This window comes from Delftia sp. GW456-R20 (assembly GCF_001622915.1).
Classification (GTDB): domain Bacteria; phylum Pseudomonadota; class Gammaproteobacteria; order Burkholderiales; family Burkholderiaceae_C; genus Comamonas; species Comamonas acidovorans.
In genome coordinates this window covers 921,050-940,962 of record NZ_LWCN01000004.1, presented here as the reverse complement: position 1 = coordinate 940,962, position 19,913 = coordinate 921,050, and the positions used below count along the sequence as shown (strand labels likewise).

Genomic DNA, 19,913 nt, shown 5'->3' with positions numbered 1-19,913 from the left:
TCCTGGACCCGCATGACACATCCTCTGAAATTTCCTTCTCGGCCCTGCGCCTTGCACCAGATTGCGGCGGCCGGCCTGCTGGGCCTGGCCGCCATTCCCCAGGCTGGTGCACAGCAGGCGACGGATGCCTCGCCCAGCCTGCAGCCCGTCGAGGTCAAGGGCCAGACCGCGCGCGGCGCCTCGGCCGCCTACACCACCAGCGTGATCGAGGCCGAGGACATCGCCAACGCCCATGCCAGCCATCCGCAGGAGCTGCTGCGCCAGGTGCCGGGCATGAATGTGCAGAACTACCAGCTGTCCGGCGTGGGCGATGCCATCGTCATGCGCGGCTTCGGCGGTGGGGGCCATGGCGGCGATGTGGGCGTAGTGCTGGACGGCATTCCCCTGAACGAGGCCATGTCGCATGCCGACGGCTATGTGGACCTGGGCGTGATCGTGCCGCTGGAGATGGAGCGCATCAGCATCTACAAGGGTCCCGTGTCCGCGCTGTACGGCAACTTCAACCGCGCGGGGCTGATGGCGATAGAGACGCGCAAGCAGGGCGACTACACCCCCTACCGCGAGGCCGACGTGAGCCTGGCCTCGCATGGCACGCTGGACGCTCAGGCGGCGCTGGGGCTGAAGCCGGGGGAGGGCGAATTCCTGAACCTGGCGGCCCAGCACTACCGCACGGACGGTTTCCGCGCGCAGTCGCAAATGCAGCGCAGCACGGCATCCCTGCGTTGGAGCAAGCGGCTCACGTCGCAGCTGGAGGTGGCGCTTTCGGCACGGCTGCACCACGGCGAGGGCGATTCGCCGTCGTATTTGACAGCGGGGCAGTTCGCGCGCGATCCGCATGGCATCGATCCGCGCGCCATGAACGATGGCACGCGCAAGAACTTCGCCACGCTGCGCGCCGATGTGCAGTACGCGCTCTCGCCACGGCTGACCTGGCTGGGCCATGCCTACACCACGCAGCAGAGCTTCACGCGCTGGTTCAGCCGGCCCATCGACGCACTGCAGTGGCGCCAGCGCGAGGAAAGCTATGACCGCGCCGTCTACGGCGCCGGCACCAGCCTCAATGGCCGCCATGTCACGGCGCTGACCCCGCTCAACTGGGTGGCCGGGCTGGAGGCCGTGCGCGAGTCCACCGACTACCAGTTCTACGACGGCCTGCAATGGCGCGAGCGCACGGGCGCGGCCATTGACGACCGCAATTCCAGGCTCAACACCCTCTCGGCCTTTGCCGAGGTGGATGCGCCCATCCACCGCCTGCTGCAGCTGTCCGCCGGCCTGCGCTGGGACCGCTTCACGGGCGGCTGCCGTCCCAATGGCCCCGAGACGGGCAGCGACCCCTGTGGCCCGCTGGCGCGCACGGCGCATGCAAGCCCCAAGCTGGGCCTGCGCTCGCAGGTGGCGCCGGGCGTGCTGCTGCGCGCCAGCTGGTCCGAAGGGTTTGCGCTGGCCAGCGATTTCGCCAAGTACGCGCTGGGCGCCGCGCGGCTCGATCCCAACATCTTCCGGCAGACCGAAGTGGGCGCGCAGATCAAGCCCGTGCCGGGCCTGGCGCTGGATGTGGCCGCCTATCGCCTGCAGTCCTCGGGCGAGATCCGCAACGTGGCGCCTGGCGTGTACGAGAACTTCGGCGCCACGCGCCGCACGGGCGTGGAGGCCAGCGCGCTGTGGGCGGTGCGCAAGAACCTGGACCTGCAACTGGCCTGGGGCAGCGCCCATTCGCGCGTGACCGAAAACGGCAACCCGGCCCTGGTCGGCAACCAGGTGGCCGGCGTGCCCCGGCAGACCGCCACCGTGGGCCTGGCCTGGCGCCCGCTGGCGCAGTGGGAGGGCACGCTCACCTGGCGCCGCGTGGGCCGCTATGCCGTCACGGCCGACAACAGCCTGTTCTACGGCGGCTACGCCACCTGGGACCTGGGCCTGAGCTGGCGCCTGCCTTCGGCGCGCAGCCGCATTTATGCCGTGATCTCCAACCTGGGGGACAAGGCCTATGCCACCTCGGCCTCGGTCATCCGCGGCGTGCCGCTGTTCGCGCCCGGCGCGCCGCGCACGCTCAAGGTCGGCGTGCAGACACAGTTTTGAGGAGGAAAAAATGAAATCCAACCCCTGTTTCGCGTCCGTTGCAACCGCCGCATTCGTGGTCCTGCTGGCCTGCGCGCCGCTGGCCCAGGCCCACAACGTCTGGCTGGAGCCCGATGCCGACGGCGCCTACACCGTGCAATTCGGCGGCCATGAGGGCCAGCTGGAGAACTTTGCGGCCGGCAAGCTCAAGAGCGTTGAGGCCTATGACGCGCGCGGCCGCCGCATCGACGTGGCCGTGCAGCCCGTGCCCGGCGGCGCCCGCGCCACGCCGGCCCGCAAGGCTGCGCTGCTGGCCGCGCATTTCGACAACGGATTTTTCAGCCGCGTGGGCGAGGGGCCGATGGTCGAAAAGCCCATGACCGAGAACCCCGGCGCCACCAGCGGCGTGCATGCGCTCAAGTTCCACAAGACCATCCTCGAATGGGGCCCGGTCACCCGCGAGAAGCTGGGCCAGACCCTGGAGATCATCGCCAAGACCCGCCGCTCGCCCCACGCGGGCGAGCCCCAGCAATTCCAGGTGCTGCTGAACGGCCAGCCCCGGGTCGGCGTGCGCGTGTCGCTGGGAGAAAGCGGCCCGCCACTGGCAACCGATGCCGACGGCCTGGTGACCGTCACACCGCGTGCCGGCATGAACCAGCTGCTGGCCATCGTGCGCCTGCCCGTGGCAGGCGATGCGCGCACCACCAGCCTCAGCTACGAATACCTGCTGGGGTTCTCGGCGCATTGAAAGGGGCTGGCGGCCCGGCCCGGCCCGGCCTGGCGCGGCCCGGCGCTGTGGGGTCAGTCCAGCGCCAGGCGCCGGTCTGCGGCCAGCTTCTTCCACTTGGCGTTGTCCTGGGACATGAAGCGCTGGATCTCGGGCAGCGACATGGGCGTGGCCACGGCCCCGGCGGCCTGCAGCGTGGGGCGCAGCTCGGGCGACTGCATGGCCTGGTTGATCCATTGGTTGAGCTGGGCCAGCCGCTCGGGGGGCGTGCCGGAGGGCACGGCCACGGCATACCACTGGGTGGCCTCGTAGCCGGGCACGCCGGCCTCGCGCATGGTCGGTACATCAGGCAGGCTGTCTATGCGCGTGGCGCTGGTCACGGCATAGGCCTTCAGCCGGCCCGACTGGATGTGCGGCAGCACGGGCGTCACGCCCAGCATGGCCAGGGGGATCTGCCCGCCCACCACATCGGTCACGGCCTGCCCGCCGCCCTTGTACGGCACATGCACCATGCTGGTGGCCGCCAGGGCGTTGAGCAGTTCGCCGGCCAGATGCTGGGAGGTGCCCGTGCCCGAACTGGCGTAGCTCCATTGGCCCGGTTTGGCTTTCATGGCGGCTACCAGTTCGCCCAGGCTGCCGGCCGCACCCGGGGCCGGGCCCACCAGCACCATGGCGCCCCGGGCCATCACGGCCACGGCGGTCAACTCGCGGCCCACCTCGGGCTGGCGTGGACCGGACAGCTGCGGTCCGGGAACGGAGACCAGGGTCAGGCCATCGGCAGGCGCCTTCGCTGCCGCCTGCAGGCTGATCGCGCCCGAGGCGCCCGGCCGGTTCTCCACCACCACGCTGACACCGGCCCTGGCCTCCAGTTGCCGGGCCACATGGCGGGTCAGCACGTCCAGGCTGCCGCCGGGCGCAAAGCCCACGATCCAGGTGATGGGCTTGCCCTGCGGCGCGTGCGCCGGGGGATCGGCCGCGCGGGCCGTGGGCAGTGCAAGGGCCAGCAGGGCTGCGGCGGCCAGGGGGCGCAGTGCATGGCGGCGGGTGGTCGGCAGGCGGCCGCTGGCCTGCGGGGCGGGTAGGGGTGCGCAGGTCATTGGTCGGGGGCGCCGGGCGCGGTGTTGGGGTGTGCCTTGCAGCTTTCGTTGAAGCGCTGGACCATGGTCAGCATGGGGTTGAGCACCCAGGTGTTGAAGATCAGCACGTCATGCTCCTCCTTGGGATCGCGCACGATGTTGAACAGGTAGGGGGACTCCAGCTTGCCCTTGCTCTCGTTGACCTCGGGCTCCCAGTAGAAATGCAGCTTCCAGTCGCGCCACTTCGCGGCCCGCAGCTGGTCCTTGATGTAGAAGAGAAAGCCCTCGCGCGCGGACCGGGGCTCGCCCAGCAGGAAGGCCGTCTGGTCCAGGCCGTCGATGGGCCGGTCCTGCGGCACGGCAGCGCCCGCCACCGCCGCCAGGGTGGAGAAGATGTCGGTCACGTGCATGATTTCATTGCTGGTGCGCCCGGCCTGGATGCGGCCCGGCCAGCGTGCGATGAAGGGCACGCGCAGGCTGCCCTCCATGGCCGTGTGGTAGGTGCCGCGCCAGGGGCCGGCCGTGCCGCGGTAGGGCTGGCGGAACTCGGGGCCGTTGTCGCTGCAGAAGATGAACAGGGTGTCCTCGCGCAGGCCGAGCCGGTCGATCTCGTCCGAGATCTGGCCCACGCGGTGGTCCATCTCCACCATGGAGTCGGCAAAGTCGCCCTGGCCGGTGCGGCCCGCGAAATCCGCATGCGGCAGCGTGGGAAAGTGCAGGTGCACCAGGGGCAGGTACAGGAAGAAGCGGCGGTCCCGGGCGTGGTTGCGGCGCATGAAGTCCAGCGAGCGCTCCACCAGCTCGGCATCGATGTTGCGCCGCGATTCCAGGTCGTAGACCTTGACATCGTCCGAGGGCGCGCCTGCGCGGCCTTCCATGATGTGGGGCAGGGGTGCCACCAGAGGGTCGTAGCCCGTGGTCGCGGTGAACTGGCTTTCGTCCGTGGTGCGGGGAATGCCGTACCACTCGTCGAAACCCCGGTCCGAGGGATAACGGCCGGGAATGTCCCCCAGATGCCATTTGCCGAAATGCGCCGTGGCATATCCCTGGGCGGACAGCAGCTGGGCCAGCGTGGTCTCGCCGCGCGTCAGGCCCTGGGGCAGCCCGGCCGGCACCGATTGCAGGGCACCCGTGCGGATGGGGTGGCGCCCCGTCATCAGGGCCGAGCGCGTGGGCACGCAGTCGCTTTCCACGTTGAAGTTCTGCAGCAGCAGTCCCTCGCAGGCCAGCTGGTCGATGCGCGGAGTGGGTGCGCCGCGCAGCGCACCGCCGCCGTAGCAGCCCAGCTCGCCCCAGCCCAGGTTGTCCGCGACGATGAGCACGATGTTTGGTGGGTTCATGATGTGGCTCAAAAAGTTTCCATGCCAAAACTCTAGCCACAAGCCCTGTCTTGGTGATAACCAAACCAGCGAAAATCGATGCACATCCGGAATGGCTTTGCTCGGCAAGGTAGCAAGCTTTCTCGTTTTTCTTCGTTGACAAGGAATGGCATGACGGGATTTGCCTATAACGAGCTGGCCTGCTTTCTGGCCGTGGCCGAGCATGGCCATTTCGGGCGTGCGGCCGCTGCCCTGCAACTGACCCAGCCGGCCGTCTCCAAGATCGTGCGCCGCGTGGAGCAGGGCGTGGGAGCGGCCCTGTTCACGCGCGGAACGCATGGCGTGGCGCTGACCAGCAGCGGCCAGCTGTTCATGGAGCCCGCACGCCAACTGGTGCGGCGGCATGAGGAGACGATGCGCGCCGCCAGCGACATCCAGGCCCAGCATGTGGGCCTGATCCGCCTGGGCTTCACGCAGGCCACCTCGGAAAGCCGCGCCACCCGGGCCGTGGCCGAGCTGCTGCGCCGCCGCCCCGGCCTGCGCGTGCGGCTGACCGTGGGCAAGTCCGACGACCTGGAGCGCGCGCTGCTCGGCGGCAGCCTGGACCTGGCCGTGGTGCCGTCCTACCCGGGCCATGCCACGCGCTGCGCCCAGGTGGTCATCGGCGAGGACGAGCTATGGGCCGCCGCACGGCCGCGCCACCCGCTGTTCCAGCTGGCGCTGGAGCAGGGCCTGAGGTTCGGGCATTTGCAGGGCTACACCTGGGCCTTGCCGGCACCGGGCGCCGCCGTGCGCAAGGTGGTGGACGAGGCCTTCGCGGCTCAGGGCCTGGGCGCGCCCACCGTGGCCCTGGAGATCCAGCACAACACCGAGGCCACCATCGACATCGTGGGCCAGACCGACCTGCTGTGCTACGTGCCCAGCCATGTGCTGCGCAGCAATCCCGAGCGCCTGCAGTCCCTGCCCATCCCCGAGCTGCGCACGCGCCGCAGCTGGCTTCTCATCAGCCACCCCAAGGCCCATTGGTCGCCGCTGATGTCCGCGCTGCGGGACCTGACGCTGGGGTAGCGGCACGTTCAGCAGGGCCGGTGCAGGCCGGCCTCAAGTGTTCAAGGTGTCTTGCGCTCAGGCGGACACGGGCGTGGAGCTGCCCCCCAGGTGCCGGGCCGGCCGGTGCGTGTAGCGGTCCAGGGCCAGGCCGTCGGTGCTGATTTCCGGGCTGCGGCCGGTGATCAGGTCGGCGATCAGCCGGCCCGAGCCGCAGGCCATGGTCCAGCCCAGCGTGCCGTGGCCGGTGTTCAGGAACAGGTTGGAGTAGCGCGTGGCGCCGATGATGGGCGTGCCGTCCGGCGTCATGGGCCGCAGCCCGGTCCAGAAGCTGGCGCGCGCCACATCGCCGCCCGGGAACAGGTCGTTGACCACCAGCTCCAGCGTGGCGCGGCGGCGCGGGTCCAGGCGCAGGTCGAACCCGCCCAGCTCGGCCATGCCGCCCACGCGGATGCGGTCGTCAAAGCGGGTGACGGCAATCTTGTAGGTCTCGTCCAGCACGGTGGACTGCGGCGCCAGCGCCGGGTTGCCCAGCGGCACGGTGAGCGAATAGCCCTTGACGGGGTACACGGGCAGGTCCAGCCCTAGCGGCTCCAGCGCCTGGCGCGAGTAGCTGCCGAAGGCCATCACATAGCGGTCGGCGGTCAGCAGTTCGCCATTGACGCGCACGCCGGCAATGCGGCCGCCTTCGACCACCAGGCCATCCACGTTCTGGTTGAAGCGAAACTCCACGCCCAGGCCGGTGGCGATGCGGGCCAGCTCGTTGGTGAAGCGGTGGCAGTCGCCGGTCTCGTCCTTGGGCAGGCGCAGGCCGCCGGTCAGCCGGTCGCGCGCCTGGGCCAGCGCGGGCTCCACCTGGGCCAGCTGGTCGCGGTCCAGCAGCTCGAAGGGCACGGCGCATTCGCGCAGCACGGCCACGTCGCGCCCCACGGCGTCCAGCTGGGCCTGGGTGCGGAACAGTTGCAGCGTTCCGCCGGTGCGCTGCTCGTAGGCGATGCCGGTGTCGGCGCGCAACTGCTGCAGGCAGCTGCGGCTGTACTCGGCCACGCGCATCATGCGTTCCTTGTTGACGGCGTAGCGCTGGGCCGAGCAGTTGCGCAGCATCTGCGCCATCCAGCGCAGCTGGAACAGGCTGCCGTCCAGGCGCACGGCCAGCGGCGCGTGTTCCTGCAGCATCCACTTCAGGGCCTTGAGCGGAATGCCGGGCGCCGCCCAGGGCGTGGAGTAGCCGGGCGAGACCTGGCCTGCGTTGGCAAAGCTGGTTTCGGACGCGGGCGCATCCTGCCGGTCCAGCACCGTGACCTCGGCACCGGCCCGCGCCAGGTAGTACGCACTGGTCACGCCGATGACACCGCCGCCAAGAACAAGGACTTTCATACGATTCACCGCCAGGTCAACAAGATGAAATCAAAGTCTATTGACGATGAGGCAGTGGAAACCACTGAAATATTGCTACTCTCCAGTGATTGATAAGCCCCGGGAATCGCCGCCATGGCCGCCAAAAGTGAAAACCGCGTGCTTGACCGCACCGATCGCAAGATCCTCGACATCCTGCAGCGGGACGGCCGCATCTCCATGACCGAACTGGCCGAGCAGGTCAGCCTCTCGGCCACGCCCTGCTCGGAGCGCGTGCGCCGCCTGGAGCGCGATGGCGTGATCACCGGCTACCACGCCCATCTGTCGCCCGAGGCGCTGGGCAAGACGCTGCTGGTGTTCGTGGAGATCAAGCTCTCGTCCAAGTCGGGCGAGGTCTTCGACAAGGTGCGCCAGGAACTGCTGCACGTGCCCGACGTGCTGGAGTGCTTCCTGGTATCGGGCAGCTTCGACTACCTGGTCAAGGCCCGCCTGGGCGGCATGCGCGAGTACCGCCGCCTGCTGGGCGACATCCTCAAGAAACTGCCCGTGCCGGCCGAGTCGCACAGCTATGTGGTGATGGAAGAGGTCAAGGAGACGCTGGCGCTGCCTGTGGATCGGTGAGGGAGCCGTCCTCTGCGTTCCAGGTTCGCATCTACCGCCATTCATCACTGTCATTTACTGTTTGAAACGTTTGTCACAATAGATTCGATTCAAATTGGGTATTGTGCATTCCAATCAAAAAAGATATTGGGGGTAGATGGGGTGTTATGCAGTTCGGCATTCATCCGCGTTCTCCGTTGAAAAGTAGGCAGGACGACAACCTGGAGTTCAATTCCAATGGCGGGATTGCAAATATTTGTCATTGGATGGTGGCTGTAGGGGATTGGTGATTTTTAAAGTTCAATACCAGTGATACCTTGATAGCGCAAATCTATCTATCACTGGGAGTTCTATGAAAAATCACGCCCTCATGGCTGCCTTGATGGCCGGCGCAGCACTCTCGGCCTGCCCCCCCGCCAGCGCGCAAGTGACCCGTTACTACGGGGAGATGAGAACCTCCTACTCGGATTTCCAGGATCGCACGGCTTGTCCCCTGGGGTCTCACGGCTCATGCCAGGATTTTCCGAGGACCGCCCGCCTGGCCGGCTGGTTTGAAACGGCCGCACCCTTGCAGCCCAATCTGGACGAGAGCGAAATAAGGGCGCTGGTGACTTCCTATAGTTTCTCGGACGGATTGAACGCCTACAGCAGTTCCGATCCGGATGTGCGCGCATTCATTTTCAGGGTTTCCACGGACAGTGGGTCCAATATCGTGAGAAACAGAATCCACCTTCAACGCTGGCTGACGGGAAACAATCCGCACCGCTCCATCAATCAAATTGGCCCGGGTGGATCTCCCAATGATGTGGATATGCTCAGCCGGTTTGAAATGGCCACAGAACAGGTGGGTGCCATGAATAACGCGATGTGCGCTTCCTTGTTCTCGGAAACATCCCAGCAGGTCAGCTATTCGGGGGAAAGCGACACCTGTTTGGGGACCTACGAGATACCCGGCAACGGCGTGTCCGTTGCGTGGACCGGGGCGCCCGTGCAAAACCAGAACGTCATGTCCTGGCACAGGGAGGCCGTGCATCCTGCCCTGTCGTTGACCCACAGCATCTCGCCCGCAGGCCAGGTGCAGGCGGGGCAGGAGGTGCGCTACACCATCACCGTCAGGAATACGGGGACCGTGGCCGCCACCCAGGCGCAGATTGCCGACAGCCTGCCTGCCGGCCTGGAGCGCGCCACCTGGATCTGTACGCCCGGCGCCAGCACGCCATGTCCCGTGGCGTCAGGCTCCGGATCGCTGGCGGTCACGGTGCCCGTGTTCGCGGCAGGAGACTCGCTGGTTTTCACCGTGATGGCCAGCGTGTCCAACCCGGCGCCCGCAACCATTACCAATGTGGCCACCGTGAATGCCGGGGACCCGTCGGTGCAGTGCATGCAAGCAGGGCAGGTCGTGGGAACGGTGCCGTGCATGGCTTCCGCGTCCATCAATACGGTGGCGGCTCCCCCCGGCGGTGGCCAGGTGACCCCCGTGCCGACGCTGCAGCACACAGCCCTTGTGGTCCTGAGCCTGCTGGCTGCAGCCATCGGATGGATGGGGCTGGGGCGGCGGCAGCGGGTCGGCGCGGGCCGCTGACGCGGCCAGGGCGCGCCGGCTCGGGCTCAGTCGATCAACCGCCCGTCCGCATCCCAGAACGGATGCGGCCCGTCGAATTGCCCGCTGGCCACGGCATGGCTGACCAGTCGGCCGCCGTGCGGCAGGGCGTGCAGCATGAAGCCCGGCGGCTCCAGCGTCCAGGCCGATGCCGCATCGGGTGCCAGGTCCAGGCAGACCTGGTGGGCGGGCGCGGGCGAGGTCATGGCCACCGTGCCGCCGAAGGCGACCTGGATGCTGCGGTGCAGGTGGCCGCATATCACGCGCTGCACGTTGGGGTGGCGGCGCACCAGGTCTTCCAGCGCCTGCGCACCCTGCAGCAGGCCGATCTTGTCCATGTGGCCTATCAGGGTCTCGAAGGGCGGGTGGTGCATGGCGATCACCACGGGCCGGCCTTCGCTGGCGGTGAGTTGCAGGTCCAGCCATTGCAGGCGCTCCTCGCACAGCGCGCCCTCGCTGTGGCCGGGCACCACGGTGTCCAGCGCGATCAGCCGCAGATCGCCGATGTCCACGGCGTACTGGATGAAGCCTTCGCTGCGCAGCCAGGTGTGCTCGGGAAAGGCGGTGCGCAGCGCGTCGCGGTCATCGTGGTTGCCGGGCAGCAGGTAGATGGGAAGCTCGCCCAGCGGCGCCAGCAGGCTGCGCAGGTGGGCGTATTCGGCGGGCCTGCCGAAGTCGGTCAGGTCGCCGGTGATCACGACGGCGTGCGGCTGCTGCGGCAGGGCCAGCACGCTTTGCACCGTGCGCTCCAGGTATTGGGCGGTATCGATGCGGCGGTAGGTCAGGCGGCCGGGTTCGCGGATATGCAGGTCGGTGAGCTGGGCCAGGAAGGTGGTCATGGAGGGGCGCAGGGTTTCAGGCGTGGGCATGGTTGGGCATCCATTGGTGGGGGGCGATGCGCAAGGCCACGCGGTCGCCCGATTGCGCGGCGTGGTCGCGGGCCACGTCGGCCATCAGCGGCGTGTGGCCCGCCAGTTCCAGCGTGAGCTGCAGGCGGTCGCCCAGGAAGACGCGGCGCGCCACCGATGCGGGCACGGCGCCCGGCGTGCCGGCGGCGCAGACCTCGATGTCTTCAGGGCGCAGCAGCAGCCGGGCCGCGCCCGTGCATTCGGCCGGGCAGGCCAGCTCCATGCCGGCCAGCGCCAGCCGGTTGCTGCGCGCATCGTCTTCGCTGCGTTCGACCTGGTTCACGCGCCCCAGGAAGGTGGCGACAAAGGGATGGGCCGGGCGGCGGTACAGGCTCTCACCGTCGCCCACCTGCAGGATGCGGCCTGCCTGCATCACGGCCATGCGGTCGGCAATGGCCATGGCCTCCTGCTGGTCGTGCGTGACATGGACGGCGGTGATGCGCAGCTGGCGCAGCAGCTGGGCCAGCTCGTCGCGCAGGGTTTCCTTGAGCTTGGCGTCCAGCGCGGTCAGCGGCTCGTCCAGCAGCAGCACGCGCGGGCGCGATGCCACGGCGCGGGCCAGGGCCACGCGCTGGCGCTGGCCGCCGGACAGTTCGGCCGGGCGCTTGTGCTCCAGGCCGTTCAGGCGCACCAGATCCACCAGTTCGCCCACCACGCGGCGCTGCTCCTGCTCGGACACGCCGCGTATGCGCAGGCCGTAGGCTATGTTGGCCTGCACGCTCATCTGCGGGAACAGCGCGTAGTGCTGGAACACCATGCCCACCTGGCGCTTTTCTATGGGCACGCGGGTGACGTCGGTGTCGCCGAAGGCGATGCGGCTGCCCGCATCCGGCGTCTCCAGCCCCGCGATGATGCGCAGCAGCGTGGTCTTGCCGCAGCCCGAGGGGCCGAGCAGGGCCAGCACCTCGCCGGGCTCCACGCGCAGGTCGGTGGCCTGCAGGCCGCGCGTTCCGTCGGCATAGGTCTTGGCGCATTGCCGGATGTCGATGGCGACGCTGTTACTTTCCATAATGCTTCTCGATGAAATGCCCCAGCGCCTGCAGCAGCCACATCACGGGCAGGATGACGATGAGGAAGATGAGGGTGTAGGCCGAGCCCACCTCGATGCGCATGGACGCATAGCTGTCGGCCAGGCCCACGGGCAGGGTGCGCGTCAGCGGCGTGTGCAGCATCCAGGTCAGGTTGAACTCGCCCATGGACAGGGTGAACACCATCAGGCAGGCGGCCACGATGGCGGGCAGCACGGCAGGCACCAGCACGCCCAGGAAGCGCTGCGTGAACGAGGCGCCCAGGCTGCGCGCAGCCTCCTCCAGCGCCACCAGCTCCTGGCGGCGCAGCGCCGAGCCCACCATGCGCACCATGAAGGGCAGGGTGAACACCACATGGCCCACCAGGATGAAGGCAAAGCTCTGGCGGAAGGCGGCCACGCTGCCATAGGCCAGCAGCAGGGCCAGGGCGCTGGCCAGGCCCGGAATGGCCACGGGCAGCGTCAGCAGCTCCTCGAAATGCCGGGCCCAGGGTGAGCGGCTGCGCGCCAGCGCATAGGCGCAGGGCACGCCCAGCACCAAGGTCATGGCCACGCAGGCGCAGGCCAGCAGCAGCGACATCAGCACGGTATTGCCGTAGCCGGCCCAGACCTCGGCCAGCCAGCGCGTGGTCAAGCCGCTGGCCAGGCCCTGGCCGTAGTTCTGCACCAGCCCGGCCAGCACCGACAGCAGCATGGGCGCCAGCATGAACACGGTGACGGTGGCCGTCACCAGCCACATCAGCGGCGGCATTTTTGGCCGCCGGGCCGCCCCAAGGCAAAAAGCGGCCCCTTCGGGGGGCAGCGGACCTTGCGCTGCAAGGGCAGCGTGGGGGCTATTTTTTTGTGTGGTCAGCATGTTCAGACTCCCGAGGCGGCCGGGCCCGCCCAGCGCCGCGACAGCCACAGCACCAGCCAGGTGATCAGCCCCAGGCTGATCGACAGGCTGGCGGCCAGGGCGAAGTTGGCGTAGTTGGTGAACTCGTTGTAGATGGTGATGGGCAGCACCTCGAACTTGCTCGACAGCGTGAAGGCCGTGCCGAAGGCGCCGACCGAGGTGGCGAACACGATGGCACCGCAGGCCAGCGTGGTGGGCAGCAGCTGCGGCCACCACACATCGCGCGCCACGCGCCAGCCATTGCCGCCCAGCGAGCGCGCGGCCTCTTCCAGGTGCGGGTCCAGCGCCTCGGCCGCTGCCGTGTAGGAGGCAATGGCGCGCGGCAGCGAGAAGTACAGGTAGCCAAGGAACAGGCCCAGCAGCCCGTAGGCGAAGGTGATCCGCTCGCCGCCCAGGGCCACCGACAGGTCGGCCAGCGCGCCCTGGCGCCCGCCCAGCAGGATGATGAAAAAGCCGATGATCACGCCCGGAAACGACAGCGGCAGCGTCAGCAGCGACAGCAGCAGGCCGCGCCCCGTGAAGCGGTGGCGCGCCAGCGCAATGCCCATCACCGCGCCGATCAGCAGCGTGGCCAGGGTCACGGCCAGCGACAGGGCCAGCGTCTGCAGCAGGCTTTGCAGGTACAGCGCGTCGGTCAGCGTGGCGAAGTAGGTGCGCCAGCCTTCACGCGCCGGCAACGCCAGCAGCAGGCCGGCCGGCAGCAGCCAGAACGCCGCGAAGAAGGCCACGGCCGGCGCGCTGCAGGCCAGCAGCAGCGCGCGGGCGCGCCAGTCGCCTGGCGCTTGGGAGGGAATGCCCACGATGCAGTCCGCCTGGCTCAACGCACTTCACGCAGGTAGCGCGTGGAGAAGCCCTTTTGCACATCGGCCATCTTCTGGTAGTCCACCGAGGTGGCGCGTGCGTACTCGCTGGCGGGCAGGAAATGGCCGGCCACCTCCTTGGGCAGGGCCACGTCGCGCACGGGGCGCAGGTAGGCGTTGGCCCAGATGGACTGGCCCTTGTCGGACAGCACATAGTCCAGCACCTTCTTGCCGTTGTCCGTGTGCGGCGCCTTGTTCACCAGGCTCATCACATAGGGCATGACCACGGTGCCTTCCTTGGGGATCACGAAGTCCACGTCGGCCTTGTCCTTGTAGCGGGCGCGGTAGGCGTTGAAGTCGTAGTCCAGCAGGATGCCGATCTCGCCCGACAGCAGGCGCGCATACGAGGTCTGCTTGGGCACGATGGGCTCGTTCTTCTGCAGCTTCTTGAAGTAGTCGATGGCGGGCTGGAAGTTGTCCAGCGTGCCGCCCATGGCCTGGTTCACGGCCACGGCGCCCACATAGCCCACGAAGGCCGAGGCCGGGTCCAGGTAGCCCACCAGGCCCTTGTATTCGGGCTTGAGCAGGTCTGCCCAGGACTGCGGCACGGGCTTGCCGCCCAGCGCCGCCTTGTTGACCATGAAGCCCAGCGTGCCCGAGTGGATGGTCACCCACTCGCCCTTGGGGTCCTTGAGGCCGGCGGGAATCTGGTCCCAGTTGGCGGGCTTGTAGGCGGCAACCACGCCGTCTTTCTGCGCCTGGATGGCGAAGGTCACGCCCAGGTAGGTCACATCGGCCACGGGGCTGGCCTTCTCGGCCACCAGCTGGGCCAGCGACTGGCCGGAGTTCTTGTTGTCGGGCGGCACGGTGATGCCGGTATCGGCCTTGATGGCCTTGATCTGCGTGCCCCAGTCGGCCCATTCGGGCGGGCAGTTGTAGCAGATGGCGCTCTGGGCCAGCGCCGTGCCGCAGACGGCGGTGGTGGCGGCCAGCAGGGCCAGGCGCTTGAAGGAGGGCTTGAAGGAGAGCTTGAAGGGGAGGGCAGTCAGTTTCATGGTGCGTACTCGAAGAGGTGGGGGAGCGTGGGGAAGGGAAGGGCGCGGCCTTGGCTTGAGCGGGCCGCTGTTGTTGGTTTCAGAGCCGGCAGGACTCGCCGCTGCGCCAGCCATGCGGCAGGCACAGGCTGTCTTGCGCGGCCAGGTTTTTCTTGTCCGCCAGCGCATCGCACAGCAGGCGCACGCAGGCCGAGCCGATCTCGTGGTTGGGCTGGGAAATCGAGGCCAGCGAAGGCGTGAGATCGCCGGCCATGGCAATCCCGTCAAAGCCGACCACGCTCAGGTCCGCAGGCACGCGGAACCCGGCCAGCGATGCCGCGCGGATGGTGCGTATCGCCAGCAGATCGTTGCTGCAGACAATGGCCGTGGGCGGGGCCTGCTCGCTCAGGTGCTGCTGCAGCATCTGCACGGCGGTGGCGGCAAAGGGCACCTCCCAGACCGGCAGCGGCGACAGGCCTGCGGCCTGCATGCCCAGCGCATAGCCGCGGCAGCGCTGCTGGGCGCGGTCGGACGCCTGCAACTGGCCCGTGACCATGCCGATGCGGCTGTGGCCTGCCGCAGCCAGGCGCAGCACCAGCTCCCTGACGGCGCCCGTGTTGTCCACGCCCACGCAGGCATGCTCATGGGTGTGGTGATAGGCCAGCACATAGGGCTTGCCGGCCTGGCGCACACGCGCCAGCGCCGCCGAATCGCCAGGATTGGAGACCACCAGCACCAACGCATCCACCCCGCTGGCCAGCAGCCGCGTGGTGGCCGCGTCTTCACCGGCGTGGTCGTATTCGGTGGTGCAGGGCGAAATCGCATAGCCGCGCAGCGCCGCCTGCGAGGCAATGCCCTGCAGGCACTCGGCAAACACCGGATTGGTGAGCGTGGGCAGCACCACGCCCAGCACCTTGCTGCTGCGCGTGCGCAGCGTGCGGGCGCTGGCATTGGCCACATAGCCCACTTCCTGCGCCACGCGCAGCACCGTGCTGCGCGTTTGCGCATTGACCACCTCCGGCGAATTGAAAACCCGCGAAACAGTGGCGACGGACAGTCCCGCGCGGCGTGCAACCTCGGTGATGCTCATGGATGTAAACGATTTCTTGAAAACGTTTACATTGCACCCGCTGCGCGTGACGGTGCGGTGACGGAGATTTGAAGCTTTTGTGGCAGCCAGGCGTTTGGCGGCTTGGGGCCCTGGCGTTGCCCGGTACCTAGACTGCCGTAGATGCAGCCCGCTGGCGCCGAATCCAGCTGATGAAGGCCGAAAGCTCTGCGTTGAAACGAGCTCTGGGTGCCTCGGGCGTCCTTGCCTGCGCCAGAAAGAAAACCATGGACTGCGCCATTTCCGGATGGAGCTGCGCAAAGCAATCGGCGAACTCCTCCAGCGTGCGCGGCCAGAAGCCCCCTGAGCAGGGGCGCAGCACATTGGTGGCCCGGATCAGCTTGCGTGCGGCTTCGCGTTGCAGGCGCAAGGCCTCCGTGTCGTCCCGGGTTGCAGCAATGCGCTGCAGGTAGTCGTTCAGCACCTGCACGTAGTCGCCATTGACGGCCTGTGCAATCGCCCTGGACGGCTCGAACGCCTCAAACTGCTGCGCCAGGTCCGCGCCGTGGATACAGCGGCACTCATGCTTGAGCCAGTAGCCCCAGCTGTAGAGATGGGCCGGGTCCAGCACCTCTTGCCGAGTGCCCAGGTCGAAATCGATCTTCACGACTTCTTTGTGGCGTAGTTGCAGGTCCTGGCGCAGCTGCTCCAGCCGGGCGCTCTCCTGTCCACTAAGGGAGCGCACCAGCACCACCGTCAGGTCCAGGTCCGAGAAGCCCGCCCTCGCGCAGCCGCGCGCCACGCTGCCATACAGGTAGAGGCTGTCCAGCGCCTCGCCGAGGGCGCTGGCGATGGCTGCGCGCGCATCGTCCACCAGGCGCTGGAACTCGGGCTGGACAGGATCGTTGGGGATGAGGTCCAGAGTGCGGGTCGCGTGAGGATCGCTGCAGGAGTGCATGGGGATGCCTGGGCTCGTCGCCCGCTCATTCGTCTGCTGCAAGCCGCGCGTAGAGCGCATAGTCCCTGGGCATTCCGCGAACCAGCCTGAACGAACGCAGCAGCCCCTCATGCCGGTACCCGCAGGCCTGCACGACCTTGGCCGAGGCCTGGTTCGACTCCAGCACCGCAGCCTGGATGCGGATGAAGCCGTATTCCTGAAAGGCCCATCGGGTCACTGTCGCGCACAGGGCCTTGGCTATGCCGCGTCCCCAGTATTCCGGGGCGAGGTCGTAGGCGATTTCGGCGGTGCGGTTCACGCCGGAGATGGTGTGAAAGCCGATGCTGCCCACCATCCGGCCACTGCGGGCATCGACGACGGCCAGGCGGCGCTGGGAGTCGGCGGACGGGGACTCGAACGCATCGAACAGCGGCAGCAGTTCGTCGCCTGAGGCGAGGTTCCAACTGGTGTGCTCGGTGACGGCGGGCAGCCTCAGGTAGGCGTACCAGGCACCGATGTCCGAGCGTTCGACCTGGCGAAGGGAGATTCCGGGCAGCTCCGGTACGGGGGGATGGTGTATGCGCATGGGTTCCGGGATGGCAGCACCGGGCTTGCCCGGCAGGCACGATTGTGGACCGGCGCCAGCGCGAACTCTGTGAACAAGCCTGAAACCTACAACCCGCCGACAGGCCCAGGCATACGATTTGTAGCGATTGGAAACTGCCTACCGCTTGCGGCATGCCGCAAGCGCGCAGGCGGGCTCCAACGCCAAGAATCACAACTCCAAGCTTCCTATGTCTTCATTCGATACCCAACTGCTGCTCATCGCGCTGGCCAGCGTGCTGGTCCTGGTCGCGCTGATCGTCTCGCGCATCCGTCTTCATCCCTTGCTGGCGCTGCTGGTGGTTTCCATCGGCGTGGGCTTTGCCACCGGCATGGCGCCGGGCGAGATCGTCAAGAACCTCACCAACGGGGCCGGCAAGACGCTGGGCGCGGTGGGCGTGGTGATTGCCCTGGGCGCCATGCTGGGCAAGATCCTGGCGGACTCCGGCACCACGGAGCGGCTGGCCAGTGCCATCCTGCAGCGCACGTCCGAGCGCATGATTCCCTGGGCCATGACCCTGGTGGCCTTCGTGATCGGCATTCCCATGTTCTTCGAGGTGGGGCTGGTGGTCATGCTGCCGCTGATCTTCAGCGTGGCGCGCAAGCTGGAAAGCAATGAGCGCTTCAAGGGATCGGCCTATGTCTATGTGGGCGTGCCCGTGATCGCCGCGCTGGCCGCCATGCACGGCATGGTGCCGCCGCACCCCGGCCCGCTCACCGCCATTGCCACGCTGCACACCACGGTCGGCCCGACCATGCTGTACGGCTTTCTGGCCGTGATTCCCGCCATGGTGCTGGGTGGCCCGCTGTACGGCGCCTTCATCACGCCGCGCATGAGCACGCGCCCCGATGCAGCCCTGCTGGAGCAGTTCACATCAGGCAAGAAGGAAGGCGGGGAGGGCAGTGCGCCCAGCATCGGCATGGGCGTGCTGTGCGCCTTGCTGCCCGCGCTGCTGATGCTGGTGCATGCGCTGGCCGAGGTGCTTCTGCCCAAGGATTCGGGCCTGCTGCATGCGGCGGCCTTCCTGGGCAATCCGCTGGTGGCCATGCTGCTGGGCGTGGTGTTTGCCTCCATCACCCTGGGCTATCTGCGCGGCGCCGATGCCGAGAAGCTGCGTGACGCGCTGGGCCAGAGCCTCAAGCCCATCGCCGGCATCATGCTCATCATTGCGGGCGGCGGAGCCTTCCAGCAGATCCTGACCAGCGCCAAGGTGGGCGATGCCATCGTCCACATGACCCAGCAGTTCGCCCTGCCTCCGCTGGTGCTGGGCTGGATGATCGCCATGCTGCTGTCGGTGTCCACCGGCTCGGCCACCGTGGGCATCGTCGGCGCGGCGGGCCTGCTGGCGCCGCTGGCGGCCTCCGATCCTTCGCTGAACGTGCCGCTGCTGGCGCTGGCCATCGGCTGCGGCTCGCTGTTCTTCAACTACGCCAACCACGCGGGCTTCTGGATGGTGAAGGAGTCCTTCGGCATGAGCATGGGCGAGGCCACCAAGACGATTACCGTGGTCCAGTCCATCGTGTCCTTTGTGGGCCTGCTGATGGTGCTGCTGTTCAATCTGCTGCCCAAGCTGGGATAGGTGAAAGGCATGAGTGAAAGGCATGAGGCGGGCCGCCTGCGGCCGCTTCGATGCCGCGGCAACCACCAAGAGAGGGCGCTACTTCCGGTTCGACTGCGAATTGCCCCAGTCGCGACAGGGAAAATGCCGCCCCGTACAGGTGCGGTACCCGGCGCCGCTTCAACGCGCGGCCGGCAATTCACCTATACTGATGGAGGTGCTGTCCTTGTTGTTCGCCTCCTCAGTGCCCGTCTGACACCTTCGCGGTCTCCGGGCTGCCGTTAGCCGCCCACTGTCACAAAGCCTGTGGCGAGGTCCGCAACTGTCACTCTCAACGGCGAGCACCACGCGAATCCAACCCACCTCCCGGGTCCGCACTCTCCCTGCCACCTGCAGGGTCCTCTTTTTCCCTTTTTCGATGCTCCGCTGCCTGCGTGCAGCGGTCATCCTGCGCTGGCCCAAGGCCGCAGCATGGTGCTGCACCAGCAACTTGCGGCGACGCAACCCTTTCAACATGTACTCACAGGAGTCCCATTGGCTAAAGAAGAACTGATCGAAATGCAAGGCCGGGTAGACGAAGTGCTGCCTGATTCCCGCTTCCGCGTAACGCTGGAAAACGGCCACCAGCTCATCGCCTATACCGGCGGAAAAATGCGCAAGCACCGCATCCGCGTGCTGGCCGGCGACAAGGTGACGCTTGAAATGTCGCCCTATGACCTGAACAAGGGTCGCCTCACGTTCCGCCACATCGAGCAACGCTCCGGCGCACCGGGCCCGCGTCCTCCGCAGCGCCGCTGAAGCCCGCCGGCCCGCTTCTGTTGCAGAGCGGGCATTCGGGGCGCAGGCAGGACCGGGCTCTGTGCCTGGTTGCCTGATCGGCAGCCCCAGTCAGCTTTCCAAGCAGCCCCGACGGCCCGACCGCCTGGAGGGCACCAGACGGATCAGGCGAGTCCGTCTGCTTATTTGGACATGGCGTCCTTGCCCATGGAATCCTTCTTCATTCCATCCTTGGACATGCCGTCCTTGTGCATGCCATCTTTGTGCATGCCGTCCTTGGACATCGAGTCCTTCTTCATCCCGTCCTTGGACATGGAGTCTTTCTTCATGCCGTCCTTGGCCATGGAGTCCTTCTTCATTCCATCCTTGGACATCGAATCCTTGGACATGGCTCCGTTGGACATGCCGTCCTTCGCCATCTCATCCGCAGCGAATGCCGTGGTGGCACCGGCCAGGGCGAGGCAGGTGGCGAGCAGGGTGGTGGTGAGCTTGGTCATTTGAGTCTTCCTTTGGATTAGCGGTTTGCGGGATTGCAAATCGGCCGG

General features: G+C 67.4%; 19 protein-coding genes. 7 read left to right on the top strand and 12 right to left on the bottom strand.

What is annotated here, in order from left to right:
- Window positions 1-51: 51 nt before the first annotated feature.
- Window positions 52-2,076: a TonB-dependent receptor gene (locus tag A4F85_RS09640; RefSeq protein WP_231890515.1), complete on the top strand. Its 2,025-nt coding sequence runs from the start codon at window positions 52-54 to the stop codon at window positions 2,074-2,076.
- 10 nt (window positions 2,077-2,086) lie between these two features.
- Window positions 2,087-2,803: a DUF4198 domain-containing protein gene (locus A4F85_RS09635; protein WP_063326445.1), complete on the top strand. Its 717-nt coding sequence runs from the start codon at window positions 2,087-2,089 to the stop codon at window positions 2,801-2,803.
- Between the two features lie 53 nt (window positions 2,804-2,856).
- On the opposite strand, the gene A4F85_RS09630 is transcribed toward A4F85_RS09635, so the two are convergent.
- Complete coding sequence (locus A4F85_RS09630; RefSeq protein ID WP_063326444.1) at window positions 2,857-3,879, bottom strand: tripartite tricarboxylate transporter substrate binding protein; 1,023 nt, start codon at window positions 3,877-3,879, stop codon at window positions 2,857-2,859.
- Window positions 3,876-5,198 carry an arylsulfatase gene (locus A4F85_RS09625; protein WP_063327938.1) on the bottom strand — a complete coding sequence of 441 codons (1,323 nt, stop codon included), beginning with the start codon at window positions 5,196-5,198 and terminating at the stop codon, window positions 3,876-3,878. Before A4F85_RS09625 ends, A4F85_RS09630 begins: the two co-directional genes overlap by 4 nt.
- Before the next feature lie 150 nt (window positions 5,199-5,348).
- Between A4F85_RS09625 and A4F85_RS09620 the strand changes: the two genes are divergently transcribed.
- Entirely contained in the window at window positions 5,349-6,245 is an 897-nt protein-coding gene (locus tag A4F85_RS09620) for a LysR family transcriptional regulator (protein ID WP_063326443.1), read from the top strand.
- A gap of 57 nt (window positions 6,246-6,302) precedes the next feature.
- Here the strand turns inward: A4F85_RS09620 and A4F85_RS09615 are convergent, their stop codons facing one another.
- Entirely contained in the window at window positions 6,303-7,601 is a 1,299-nt protein-coding gene (locus A4F85_RS09615; RefSeq protein WP_063326442.1) for a D-amino acid dehydrogenase, read from the bottom strand.
- Window positions 7,602-7,715: 114 nt separating this feature from the next.
- Here A4F85_RS09615 and A4F85_RS09610 point away from each other — a divergent pair, with 114 nt between their 5' ends.
- A complete protein-coding gene (locus A4F85_RS09610; RefSeq protein ID WP_012204957.1) occupies window positions 7,716-8,201 on the top strand; it encodes a winged helix-turn-helix transcriptional regulator in 486 nt (161 codons plus the stop codon).
- A 331-nt stretch (window positions 8,202-8,532) separates the two neighbouring features.
- Entirely contained in the window at window positions 8,533-9,762 is a 1,230-nt protein-coding gene (locus A4F85_RS09605; protein ID WP_063326441.1) for an IPTL-CTERM sorting domain-containing protein, read from the top strand.
- Window positions 9,763-9,788: 26 nt separating this feature from the next.
- On the opposite strand, the gene A4F85_RS09600 is transcribed toward A4F85_RS09605, so the two are convergent.
- The 8 genes from A4F85_RS09600 to A4F85_RS09565 all read right to left on the bottom strand — a co-directional run bounded on the left by A4F85_RS09600 (window position 9,789) and on the right by A4F85_RS09565 (window position 17,015).
- Window positions 9,789-10,649 carry a phosphodiesterase gene (locus A4F85_RS09600; RefSeq protein ID WP_063326440.1) on the bottom strand — a complete coding sequence of 287 codons (861 nt, stop codon included), beginning with the start codon at window positions 10,647-10,649 and terminating at the stop codon, window positions 9,789-9,791.
- Window positions 10,636-11,697, bottom strand: coding sequence for an ABC transporter ATP-binding protein (locus A4F85_RS09595; protein WP_016448130.1), 1,062 nt, complete (start codon window positions 11,695-11,697; stop codon window positions 10,636-10,638). Before A4F85_RS09595 ends, A4F85_RS09600 begins: the two co-directional genes overlap by 14 nt.
- A complete protein-coding gene (locus tag A4F85_RS09590) occupies window positions 11,687-12,454 on the bottom strand; it encodes an ABC transporter permease (RefSeq protein ID WP_043783412.1) in 768 nt (255 codons plus the stop codon). The genes A4F85_RS09595 and A4F85_RS09590 overlap by 11 nt, the downstream gene beginning before the upstream one ends.
- A 119-nt stretch (window positions 12,455-12,573) precedes the next feature.
- Entirely contained in the window at window positions 12,574-13,431 is an 858-nt protein-coding gene (locus A4F85_RS09585; protein WP_063326439.1) for an ABC transporter permease, read from the bottom strand.
- The gene (locus A4F85_RS09580) at window positions 13,428-14,465 is read right to left on the bottom strand and encodes an ABC transporter substrate-binding protein (protein ID WP_012204963.1); all 1,038 of its coding nucleotides are present in this window, start codon (window positions 14,463-14,465) and stop codon (window positions 13,428-13,430) included. The genes A4F85_RS09585 and A4F85_RS09580 overlap by 4 nt, the downstream gene beginning before the upstream one ends.
- A gap of 79 nt (window positions 14,466-14,544) precedes the next feature.
- Window positions 14,545-15,534, bottom strand: a complete 990-nt coding sequence (locus tag A4F85_RS09575; protein WP_063326438.1) for a LacI family DNA-binding transcriptional regulator — start codon at window positions 15,532-15,534, stop codon at window positions 14,545-14,547.
- A 127-nt stretch (window positions 15,535-15,661) separates the two neighbouring features.
- Entirely contained in the window at window positions 15,662-16,450 is a 789-nt protein-coding gene (locus tag A4F85_RS09570; RefSeq protein ID WP_063326437.1) for a nucleotidyltransferase domain-containing protein, read from the bottom strand.
- A gap of 25 nt (window positions 16,451-16,475) precedes the next feature.
- A complete protein-coding gene (locus A4F85_RS09565; protein WP_063326436.1) occupies window positions 16,476-17,015 on the bottom strand; it encodes a GNAT family N-acetyltransferase in 540 nt (179 codons plus the stop codon).
- A 208-nt stretch (window positions 17,016-17,223) separates the two neighbouring features.
- Between A4F85_RS09565 and A4F85_RS09560 the strand changes: the two genes are divergently transcribed.
- Together A4F85_RS09560 and infA are read left to right on the top strand one after the other, a co-directional pair.
- Window positions 17,224-18,612, top strand: a complete 1,389-nt coding sequence (locus A4F85_RS09560; RefSeq protein ID WP_016453662.1) for a GntP family permease — start codon at window positions 17,224-17,226, stop codon at window positions 18,610-18,612.
- Window positions 18,613-19,125: 513 nt separating this feature from the next.
- Window positions 19,126-19,389 carry a translation initiation factor IF-1 gene (gene infA / locus A4F85_RS09555; RefSeq protein WP_012204971.1) on the top strand — a complete coding sequence of 88 codons (264 nt, stop codon included), beginning with the start codon at window positions 19,126-19,128 and terminating at the stop codon, window positions 19,387-19,389.
- 161 nt (window positions 19,390-19,550) lie between these two features.
- Here infA and A4F85_RS09550 read toward each other — a convergent pair whose 3' ends face one another.
- The gene (locus tag A4F85_RS09550) at window positions 19,551-19,865 is read right to left on the bottom strand and encodes a pentapeptide MXKDX repeat protein (protein WP_012204972.1); all 315 of its coding nucleotides are present in this window, start codon (window positions 19,863-19,865) and stop codon (window positions 19,551-19,553) included.
- Window positions 19,866-19,913 lie beyond the last annotated feature (48 nt).

What these genes read in the sequence shown, in the direction of transcription:
- A4F85_RS09635 (WP_063326445.1), top strand. Translation starts at nt 2,087, where the DNA reads ATGAAATCCAACCCCTGTTTCGCGTCCGTTGCAACCGCCGCATTCGTG.
- A4F85_RS09630 (WP_063326444.1), bottom strand. Translation starts at nt 3,879, where the DNA reads ATGACCTGCGCACCCCTACCCGCCCCGCAGGCCAGCGGCCGCCTGCCG.
- A4F85_RS09625 (WP_063327938.1), bottom strand. Translation starts at nt 5,198, where the DNA reads ATGAACCCACCAAACATCGTGCTCATCGTCGCGGACAACCTGGGCTGG.
- A4F85_RS09620 (WP_063326443.1), top strand. Translation starts at nt 5,349, where the DNA reads ATGACGGGATTTGCCTATAACGAGCTGGCCTGCTTTCTGGCCGTGGCC.
- A4F85_RS09615 (WP_063326442.1), bottom strand. Translation starts at nt 7,601, where the DNA reads ATGAAAGTCCTTGTTCTTGGCGGCGGTGTCATCGGCGTGACCAGTGCG.
- A4F85_RS09610 (WP_012204957.1), top strand. Translation starts at nt 7,716, where the DNA reads ATGGCCGCCAAAAGTGAAAACCGCGTGCTTGACCGCACCGATCGCAAG.
- A4F85_RS09605 (WP_063326441.1), top strand. Translation starts at nt 8,533, where the DNA reads ATGAAAAATCACGCCCTCATGGCTGCCTTGATGGCCGGCGCAGCACTC.
- A4F85_RS09600 (WP_063326440.1), bottom strand. Translation starts at nt 10,649, where the DNA reads ATGCCCACGCCTGAAACCCTGCGCCCCTCCATGACCACCTTCCTGGCC.
- A4F85_RS09595 (WP_016448130.1), bottom strand. Translation starts at nt 11,697, where the DNA reads ATGGAAAGTAACAGCGTCGCCATCGACATCCGGCAATGCGCCAAGACC.
- A4F85_RS09590 (WP_043783412.1), bottom strand. Translation starts at nt 12,454, where the DNA reads ATGTGGCTGGTGACGGCCACCGTCACCGTGTTCATGCTGGCGCCCATG.
- A4F85_RS09580 (WP_012204963.1), bottom strand. Translation starts at nt 14,465, where the DNA reads ATGAAACTGACTGCCCTCCCCTTCAAGCTCTCCTTCAAGCCCTCCTTC.
- A4F85_RS09575 (WP_063326438.1), bottom strand. Translation starts at nt 15,534, where the DNA reads ATGAGCATCACCGAGGTTGCACGCCGCGCGGGACTGTCCGTCGCCACT.
- A4F85_RS09570 (WP_063326437.1), bottom strand. Translation starts at nt 16,450, where the DNA reads ATGCACTCCTGCAGCGATCCTCACGCGACCCGCACTCTGGACCTCATC.
- A4F85_RS09565 (WP_063326436.1), bottom strand. Translation starts at nt 17,015, where the DNA reads ATGCGCATACACCATCCCCCCGTACCGGAGCTGCCCGGAATCTCCCTT.
- A4F85_RS09560 (WP_016453662.1), top strand. Translation starts at nt 17,224, where the DNA reads ATGTCTTCATTCGATACCCAACTGCTGCTCATCGCGCTGGCCAGCGTG.
- A4F85_RS09550 (WP_012204972.1), bottom strand. Translation starts at nt 19,865, where the DNA reads ATGACCAAGCTCACCACCACCCTGCTCGCCACCTGCCTCGCCCTGGCC.